Annotated in this window: 7 protein-coding genes; 4 read left to right on the forward strand and 3 right to left on the reverse strand. The window is 67.5% G+C overall.

The window, feature by feature from the left end; all coding sequences use genetic code 11:
• The first annotated feature begins 284 nt into the window (after positions 1-284).
• Together acnA and ACQR3U_RS22215 are read left to right on the forward strand one after the other, a co-directional pair.
• Positions 285-3,089: an aconitate hydratase AcnA gene (gene acnA / locus ACQR3U_RS22210; RefSeq protein WP_019289302.1), complete on the forward strand. Its 2,805-nt coding sequence runs from the start codon at positions 285-287 to the stop codon at positions 3,087-3,089.
• A gap of 105 nt (positions 3,090-3,194) precedes the next feature.
• Positions 3,195-3,761 (forward strand): TetR/AcrR family transcriptional regulator, encoded by a 567-nt coding sequence (locus tag ACQR3U_RS22215; RefSeq protein WP_120282465.1) that lies wholly within the window; start codon positions 3,195-3,197, stop codon positions 3,759-3,761.
• A gap of 17 nt (positions 3,762-3,778) precedes the next feature.
• Here ACQR3U_RS22215 and ACQR3U_RS22220 read toward each other — a convergent pair whose 3' ends face one another.
• Both ACQR3U_RS22220 and ACQR3U_RS22225 read right to left on the reverse strand, forming a co-directional pair.
• Positions 3,779-4,030 carry a helix-turn-helix domain-containing protein gene (locus ACQR3U_RS22220; RefSeq protein WP_026061044.1) on the reverse strand — a complete coding sequence of 84 codons (252 nt, stop codon included), beginning with the start codon at positions 4,028-4,030 and terminating at the stop codon, positions 3,779-3,781.
• A gap of 120 nt (positions 4,031-4,150) precedes the next feature.
• Positions 4,151-5,782 (reverse strand): ABC-F family ATP-binding cassette domain-containing protein, encoded by a 1,632-nt coding sequence (locus ACQR3U_RS22225; protein WP_019289301.1) that lies wholly within the window; start codon positions 5,780-5,782, stop codon positions 4,151-4,153.
• Between the two features lie 166 nt (positions 5,783-5,948).
• Between ACQR3U_RS22225 and ACQR3U_RS22230 the strand changes: the two genes are divergently transcribed.
• Positions 5,949-7,064, forward strand: coding sequence for a lycopene cyclase family protein (locus ACQR3U_RS22230; RefSeq protein ID WP_230811485.1), 1,116 nt, complete (start codon positions 5,949-5,951; stop codon positions 7,062-7,064).
• 97 nt (positions 7,065-7,161) lie between these two features.
• Positions 7,162-8,196 carry a Ku protein gene (locus ACQR3U_RS22235; RefSeq protein WP_019289299.1) on the forward strand — a complete coding sequence of 345 codons (1,035 nt, stop codon included), beginning with the start codon at positions 7,162-7,164 and terminating at the stop codon, positions 8,194-8,196.
• Between the two features lie 56 nt (positions 8,197-8,252).
• Here the strand turns inward: ACQR3U_RS22235 and ACQR3U_RS22240 are convergent, their stop codons facing one another.
• A complete protein-coding gene (locus tag ACQR3U_RS22240) occupies positions 8,253-8,672 on the reverse strand; it encodes a metal-sulfur cluster assembly factor (protein ID WP_006551506.1) in 420 nt (139 codons plus the stop codon).
• Positions 8,673-8,778 lie beyond the last annotated feature (106 nt).

Here is an 8,778-nt window from a genome sequence, read left to right on the forward strand (position 1 = left end):
GACGACACGAAGAGCCACACCCGTGGGCAAGGGAGAACATTACGCGATCGCGCGACGGCGGCTCGAAGCACTCGTCGCGAGCAGGACCGATGCCGGCGGGACGCTTCGTCGACACGACGGACCCGACTTCGGTTCAATACAGGACAAGCGTACTGTTAGAATCGAGGGCGAGACGCCACGACTACTGCATCCGGGCCACGGGCCGCGGGCGGACGTCGTGTGCCTCGCTTCAGCCGTCGACACAGCCCCGTCGGCGGCCAGCCGAAACGACGAGTGGAGCTGACGTGAGCACCAGTAGTGATTCGTTCGGCGCCAAGGGTTCGCTGCAGGTCGGAGACAACTCCTACGAGATCTTCCGCCTGTCGGCCGTCCCCGGCACCGAGAAACTTCCTTACTCTTTGAAGGTCCTGGCCGAGAACCTGCTGCGCACCGAGGACGGTGCCAACATCACGGCCGATCACATCCGGGCCATCGCCAACTGGGATCCCTCCGCCGACCCGAGCATCGAGATCCAGTTCACGCCCGCACGCGTGATCATGCAGGACTTCACGGGCGTCCCCTGTGTCGTCGACCTCGCCACCATGCGTGAGGCCGTGACCACCCTGGGCGGCGACCCGAACAAGGTCAACCCCCTCTCCCCCGCCGACATGGTCATCGACCACTCGGTGATCCTCGACTACTTCGGTCGCGCCGACGCCCTCGAGCGCAACGTCGACCTCGAGTACGAGCGCAACGGCGAGCGCTACCAGTTCCTGCGCTGGGGCCAGGGCGCCTTCGACGACTTCCGCGTCGTCCCCCCGGGCATGGGCATCGTCCACCAGGTCAACATCGAGTACCTCGCCCCGACCGTCATGGTCCGCAACGGGCAGGCCTACCCCGACACCTGCGTCGGCACCGACTCGCACACGACGATGGTCAACGGCCTCGGCGTGCTCGGCTGGGGCGTCGGCGGCATCGAGGCCGAGGCCGCGATGCTCGGCCAGCCGGTCTCCATGCTCATCCCGCGCGTGGTCGGCTTCAAGCTCACCGGTGAGATCCAGCCCGGCGTGACCGCGACCGACGTCGTGCTCACCGTCACCGACATGCTGCGCAAGCACGGCGTCGTCGGCAAGTTCGTCGAGTTCTACGGCGCCGGCGTGGCCGAGGTCCCCCTCGCCAACCGCGCGACCCTCGGCAACATGAGCCCCGAGTTCGGTTCGACCGCAGCGATCTTCCCGATCGACGGCGAGACCATCAACTACCTGCGCCTGACCGGCCGCAGCGACGAGCAGCTCGCTCTCGTCGAGGCATACGCCAAGGAGCAGGGCCTGTGGCACGATCCGAGCCGCGAGCCCGAGTTCTCCGAGTACCTGGAGCTGGACCTGTCGACGGTCGTCCCGTCGATCGCCGGCCCGAAGCGCCCGCAGGACCGCATCCTGCTGTCCGAGTCGAAGGTCGCCTTCCGCAAGGACATCCACAATTACGTGGAGGAGAACCTCCCGGCCGAGCACACCAAGCTCGACGAGGCCGTCGAGGAGACCTTCCCGGCGTCCGACCCGGTCGTGCTGTCCTTCGCGGACGACGGTGCCGTCGACGTCCACTCGGCCGCCAACGGTGCCCACGGACGTCCGTCGAAGCCGGTCAAGGTCGTCTCGGAGGAGCGCGGCGAGTTCGTCCTCGACCACGGCGCCGTCGTGGTGGCGGGCATCACCTCCTGCACCAACACCTCCAACCCGTCGGTCATGCTCGGCGCCGCGCTGCTCGCCCGCAACGCCGTCGAGAAGGGCCTGTCCACCAAGCCGTGGGTCAAGACCAACATGGCTCCGGGTTCGCAGGTCGTCAACGACTACTACGAGAAGGCCGGCCTGTGGCCGTACCTCGAGAAGCTCGGCTTCTACCTCGGTGGCTTCGGTTGCACCACGTGCATCGGTAACACCGGGCCGCTGCCCGAGGAGATCTCGAAGGCCGTCAACGACAACGACCTCTCGGTCACCGCGGTGCTCTCCGGCAACCGCAACTTCGAGGGTCGTATCTCCCCCGACGTGAAGATGAACTACCTGGCCTCGCCGCCGCTGGTCATCGCGTACGCGCTCGCGGGCACGATGGACTTCGACTTCGAGACCGACGCGCTGGGCAAGGACAAGGACGGCAACGACGTCTTCCTGAAGGACATCTGGCCTTCCGCCCAGGAGATCGACGACACCATCAAGTCGGCGATCAACCAGGACATGTTCCGCAAGTCCTACGCCGACGTCTTCAAGGGCGACGAGCGCTGGCAGAACCTCGAGACCCCCGAGGGCGACACCTTCGCGTGGGACGAGGACTCGACGTACGTCCGCAAGGCTCCGTACTTCGAGGGCATGACGATGGAGCCGGACGCGGTCAGCGACATCAAGGGCGCTCGCGTCCTCGCGCTGCTCGGCGATTCGGTCACCACCGACCACATCAGCCCGGCCGGTCCGATCAAGCCGGGTACCCCGGCCGCGCAGTACCTCGACGCCCACGGTGTCGAGCGCAAGGACTACAACTCGCTCGGTTCGCGTCGTGGCAACCACGAGGTCATGGTCCGCGGCACCTTCGCGAACATCCGTCTGCAGAACCAGCTGCTCGACGGGGTCTCCGGTGGTTACACCCGCGACTTCACCCAGGACGGTGCTCCGCAGGCGTTCATCTACGACGCCTCGCAGAACTACCAGAAGGCCGGCATCCCGCTGGTCGTCCTCGGTGGCAAGGAGTACGGTTCCGGCTCCTCGCGTGACTGGGCCGCCAAGGGCACCCGCCTGCTCGGCGTCAAGGCCGTCATCACCGAGTCCTTCGAGCGCATCCACCGCTCGAACCTCATCGGCATGGGCGTCATCCCGCTGCAGTTCCCGGCGGGCGAGTCGGCCGCGTCGCTGGGCCTGACCGGCACCGAGGTCTTCGACATCGAGGGCATCGAGAAGCTCAACGAGGGCGTCACGCCGAAGACCGTCAAGGTCACGGCGACCAAGGACAACGGCGAGAAGGTCACCTTCGACGCTGTCGTCCGCATCGACACCCCCGGTGAGGCGGACTACTACCGCAACGGCGGCATCCTGCAGTACGTGCTGCGGAACATGATCCGCGGCTGAGAGCAGTGCTCGTGACCCGATCGGTCACATCCGTGTGAAGCGGCGGGCCCGGGACGAGACTCGTCTCGGGCCCGCCGTCTCCATCGAGCCGAAAGGAAGTGGCGCGTGCCCAAGGTCAGTGAGGACCATCTCGCCGCGCGGCGCAGGCAGATCCTCGACGGTGCCCGTCGCTGCTTCGCCGAATACGGTTACGACGGCGCGACCGTGCGACTGCTCGAAGATGCCACGGGTCTGTCCCGTGGCGCGATCTTCCACCATTTCAAGGACAAGGACGGACTGTTCCTCGCCCTCGCCCAGGAGGATGCGAGACGGATGGCCGACGTCGCGGCCAACGAGGGTCTCGTGCAGGTCATGCGCGACATGCTGTCCTCCCCCGACCAGTTCGACTGGCTCGGGACGCGGCTCGAGATCACGCGTCGTCTCCGCACCGACCCCGAGTTCGCGAAGGCGTGGACGCAGCATTCGGCCGAACTCACCGAGGCCACCGTCGGACGTCTCGAACGGCAGCGGGAAGCGGGCCGGCTGCGCGACGACGTACCGACGGAAGTCGTCCTGGGTTATCTCGACCTCGTGCTCGATGGGCTCGTCGCCCGCCTCGCTTCAGGCCACACCGAACAGGACCTCGTCGCGGTTCTCGACCTCGTCGAGGAATCCGTGCGCCGCCGCGACTGACGCGCCGGATCCGTTCCTCACGCCTTCTCGTCGCTCGCTGCCGCCCGACGACGGTTCGGGCCGCCGCGGCCCCGCAGCCGCACCTGCGACTCCACGAGAACGTTGTGCACGAAACCGTAGGATCGACCGGTTTCCTGCGCGAGCCTCCGAATGCTCGCGCCCTCCTCGTAGCGGCGCTTCAGATCCTCCTGCAAGCGGTCCCGCGATTCCCCTGTAACTCGGGCTCCCTTCGCGTAGGTCGTCTCTCCACCACCGGAATTTCGCGCCATCGGATCCTCCCTGCGCCCTCGCCAAAGGTCCCTTTCCCAGGCTAGAGGACTGTCAGGTTGCGCGGACGCAGATCGGACCAGCGGGAGCGGATCAGGGGGCGGCTCCGACCGGGAGCCCGATCAGGCGAGCTGGATGAGCTCGAGGTATTCCTGGGACCAGTGGTCCTCGGTCCCGTCGGGAAGCAGGATCACACGTTCCGGGTCGAGGGCCTCGGCCGCACCCGGATCGTGGGTGACCAGCACGACGGCACCCTCATAGCTGCGCAGCGCGTCGAGCACCTGCTCGCGCGAGACGGGATCGAGGTTGTTGGTCGGTTCGTCGAGGAGCAGCACGTTCGCTGCGGACGAGACGAGGCCCGCCAGGGCGAGTCGTGTCTTCTCACCGCCGGAGAGTGTTCCGGCCGGCTGCTCGAGCTGCGGACCGGTGAACATGAACGCGCCGAGCAGTCCGCGCAGGTCCTGTTCACCGGCGTCCGGAGCGGCGTGCCGGATGTTCTCCCACACCGTCGCCGAGTCGTCGATGGTGTCGTGCTCCTGCGCGAAGTAGCCGATCTTCAGACCGTGGCCGGGCACGAGTTCGCCGAGATCCGGCTGCTCCACACCGGCGAGCAGTCGCAGCAGCGTCGTCTTGCCGGCACCGTTGAGGCCGAGGACGACGACGCGGCTGCCCCGGTCGATCGCGAGGTCGACGCCGGTGAAGATCTCCAGGGAGCCGTAGACCTTGGTCAGTTCCTTGGCCATCAGCGGGGTTTTTCCGCAGGCGGCCGGCGTGGGGAACCGGATCTTGGCCACCTTGTCGGCGACGCGCACGTCGTCGAGGTCGGAGAGCAGCTTCTCGGCACGCTTGGCCATGTTCTGGGCGGCCGTGGCCTTCGTGGCCTTCGCGCCGAGCTTCGCGGCCTGCTTCTGCAGGGCGGACGCCTTCTTCTCGGCGTTCGCACGCTCGCGCCGGCGCCGCGCCTCGTCGGTCGCGCGTGCGTCGAGGTACTTCTTCCAACCCATGTTGTAGACGTCGGCCTCGCCGCGCACCGCGTCGAGGAACCACACCTTGTTCACCACATCGGCGAGCAGGTCGACGTCGTGGCTGATGACGATGAGCCCACCGTCGTGGTTCTGCAGGAAACCGCGCAGCCAGGTGATCGAGTCGGCGTCGAGGTGGTTGGTCGGCTCGTCGAGCAGCAGCGTGGTGTCGGACTTCCCGCCGGAGCCGTCCGAGGCGGCGAACAGGATGCGGGCGAGTTCGACACGGCGGCGCTGACCACCCGACAGCGTGTGCAAGGGCTGGCCGAGGACCCGGTCGGGCAGGCCGAGGCTGTGGCAGATGCTCGCAGCCTCGGATTCGGCGACGTATCCGCCGAGCGTCGCGAAACGCTCTTCGAGCGAACCGTACTTGCGCACGGCGCGGTCGCGGATCTTCTCGTCGACAGCCTCCGCCATGAGCGCCTGCTGCTTCTCCATGCTGCGCATGATCTCGTCGAGACCTCGCGCCGAGAGCACCCGGTCCTTGGCGAGGACGTCGAGACTGCCCTCCTTGGGATCCTGCGGCAGGTAACCGATGTCGCCGGAACGGATCACGGAGCCGGCGTAGGGTTCGCCTTCACCCGCGAGGATCCGCAGGGTCGTGGTCTTGCCGGCACCGTTGCGTCCCACGAGGCCGATCCGGTCCCCGGCCTGCACCCGCAGCCCCGAGCCGGGGGCGGTGAGCAGCGTCCGCACGCCGGCGCGGACTTCGAGGTCGGTAGCGGTGATCACGCACGGGCTCCTAGAACGAAAGACGATGGATGGGTGCCATGGTGGCAAACAGCCGGGCACACGAACCACTCATTTTACCGTGACGGCCCCTCTCCCCCACGGTGAGATTCGCTACCCTCGCCACGCACGGCCGGGTTCTCCCCGTGCGCAACCTAGGCTGGCGCCCGTGACCCACCTTCCCTCCACTGACCTCGTCGTGGCCGGACTCGGCCCCGCCGGCCGTGCATTGGCGTTCCGTGCCGCCGCGGCCGGGTTGTCGGTGACGGCCGTCGACGTGCGTCCACAGCGTCGGTGGACCGCGACCTACGCGGCGTGGGCCGACGAACTGCCCGCCTGGCTGCCCGCCGAGGTGGTGGCAGCACGCATCGACAGGCCCGCGGCGTGGACGACCGAGCCCCGGATCGTCGATCGTGCCTACCGGGTGCTGGACACGGCGTGCCTGCAAGACTTCCTCGCCCTCGACGCCGTCACGGTGGTCACGGGTCGGGTACGCGACGTCGATGCGGACGGCGTGGTCCTCGGCAACGGACGCCGGGTGACCGCCCGCTACGTCGTCGATGCCCGCGGGGTTCCCGCCGAACCGGAACGTGCCCAGCAGACGGCATTCGGGCTGATCGTCGACGATACGACCGCAGCTCCGGCACTCGACGGCCACGATGCCTGGTTCATGGACTGGCGCCGCGACAACGGCACGGGCCCCGACGACGTGCCGTCCTTCCTGTATGCGGTGCCGGTCGGCGACGGACGCACGATCCTCGAGGAGACCTGCCTCGTCGGTCGCCCGGCGCTCGGATTCGGCGAACTCGAACGGCGCCTGCACATCCGCCTCGCGGCTCGAGGCGTGCGCACGACCGGCGACGAGCAGGTCGAACGGGTGCGCTTCGCCGTCGAGAGCGCACCGACGGCACCCGGGGTGATCGGCTTCGGCGCTCGCGGTGGTCTCATGCATCCGGCCACGGGATACGCGGTGGCCACCGCCCTGTCCACCGTGGATGCGGTGATCGACGCGGTGCGCCTCGGCGAGGACCCCCAGCGCGTCCTGTGGCCGGTGCGCGCCCGCTCGGTGGCGACCCTGCGGCAGATGGGACTGCGGGTCCTGCTGCGACTCGACGCACGCGGAGCGATCGAGTTCTTCGACGCGTTCTTCGCTTTGCCGGTCGAGCAGCAGCGCGCCTACCTGTCCGGTCGCGACGACGCGACTGGCGTGGCGGCCACGATGTGGCGGCTGTTCCGGGTGCTGCCGACGGGTGCGCGCGGAACCATTCTGCGTTCGCTCCGCTGATCCGCCGGGTGCGGCGTGTGGCGAAGGGCTCGGCGAACCGCCCGGTGAGTTTCGCAGCTTTCCAGCGTGCTCCCGAGGTGTCGATCATGATGGACACATGCGGTCGATCTGGAAAGGCTCACTCGCGTTCGGCCTCGTCAACGTGCCGGTGAAGGTGTACTCGGCGACCGAGTCGCACGACATCTCCTTCCACCAGGTGCACGCGAAGGACGGTGGACGGATCAAGTATCAGCGTGTGTGTACCGAGTGCGGGGAGGTCGTCCCCTACCAGGAGATCGACAAGGCGTACGACTCCGAGGACGGCGAGCGGGTCGTGCTCACCGACGAGGACTTCGAGAAACTCCCCGCCGCCGAGAAGCACGAGATTCCGGTGCTGCAGTTCGTGCCCACCGAGCAGATCGACCCGATCCTGTTCGAGAAGTCCTACTATCTCGAACCCGATTCGTCGTCGCCGAAGGCCTACGGCCTGCTCGCCGCGACTCTCGAGCAGAGCGACCGGACGGCGCTGGTGCATTTCACCCTTCGTCAGCGCACCCGGCTGGCGGCCTTGCGTACCCGTGACGGTCTGCTCATCCTGCAGACCCTGCTGTGGCCCGACGAGGTTCGCGCAGCCGAGTTCGAGTCGCTCGACGACATCGAGAAGCCGAAGCAACGCGAACTCGCGATGGCCGAGACCCTCGTCGAGTCGATGTCCGACGATTTCGATCCCACCGAGTTCACCGACGAGTACCAGGTGGAACTGCGCACGCTGATCGACGAGGCCCTCGCCCGCGGCGGCGAGAAGGTCTTCCAGGTCGCCGAACATGACACCGGCGAAGAGGACGCCGAGGTGCTCGACCTCGTGGCGGCCCTGCAGCGCAGCGTCGACGCGGCGGGCAAGAAGGTCCCGTCCGGTTCGTCCTCCGGCGGGAAGAAGTCCTCGAAGAATGACGAGGATGAAGACGAGGACGCGAAGAAGGCCCCCGCGAAGAAAACGGCGTCGAAGAGTTCGGCGGCCAAGAAGAGTCCCGCCAAGAAGAGCACGGCGAAGAAGACCGCGTCCAAGAGTTCGGCGTCGAAGAGCACGGCGAAGAAGAGTCCTGCCAAGAAGACGGCCGCCAAGAAGACCTCCGGCGAACGCAAAGGCGCCTGACCTCCGACGAGAAGTCGAAGATCAGGCGCCGAGGCTCGGAGCCGGAGACAGCCGGATCAGACGGTGAAGCCGAGTGCGCGCAGCTGCTCGCGTCCGTCGTCGGTGATTTTGTCGGGACCCCACGGCGGCATCCACACCCAGTTGATGCGCAGCTCGTCGCAGAGGCCGCTGCGCACGAGTGCGCCCTTGGCCTGCTCCTCGATGACATCGGTGAGGGGGCACGCCGCCGAGGTGAGCGTCATATCCACGGTCACGGTCTCGTCGACCTCGGAGATCCCGTAGATGAGACCGAGATCGACGACGTTGATGCCGAGCTCGGGGTCGACGACGTCGCGCAGCGCTTCCTCGAGTTCGTCGAGGCGGCCCGGATCCAGCGGCGGGGCCGTGGCCGCGACCAGCGTCGAGGTCTCGTCCGCGCCGGCGTCGGCCGTCGGATTCTCGTCGGTGTTCACGGTGCCCGGTGCGGGTTCGGTCATCAGTTCTGTCCCTAAGTTTGTAGGTGTCTGGGGTCAGTGCCCTGGATGCCCAGAGCGGTGGGGTGTAGCTGATGAGTTCTTGCTTCGGTCGAGGCTTCGAAGGACT

Origin of the sequence: Rhodococcus sp. IEGM1339 (assembly GCF_050321925.1) — a bacterium.
Lineage (GTDB): Bacteria > Actinomycetota > Actinomycetes > Mycobacteriales > Mycobacteriaceae > Rhodococcus > Rhodococcus pyridinivorans.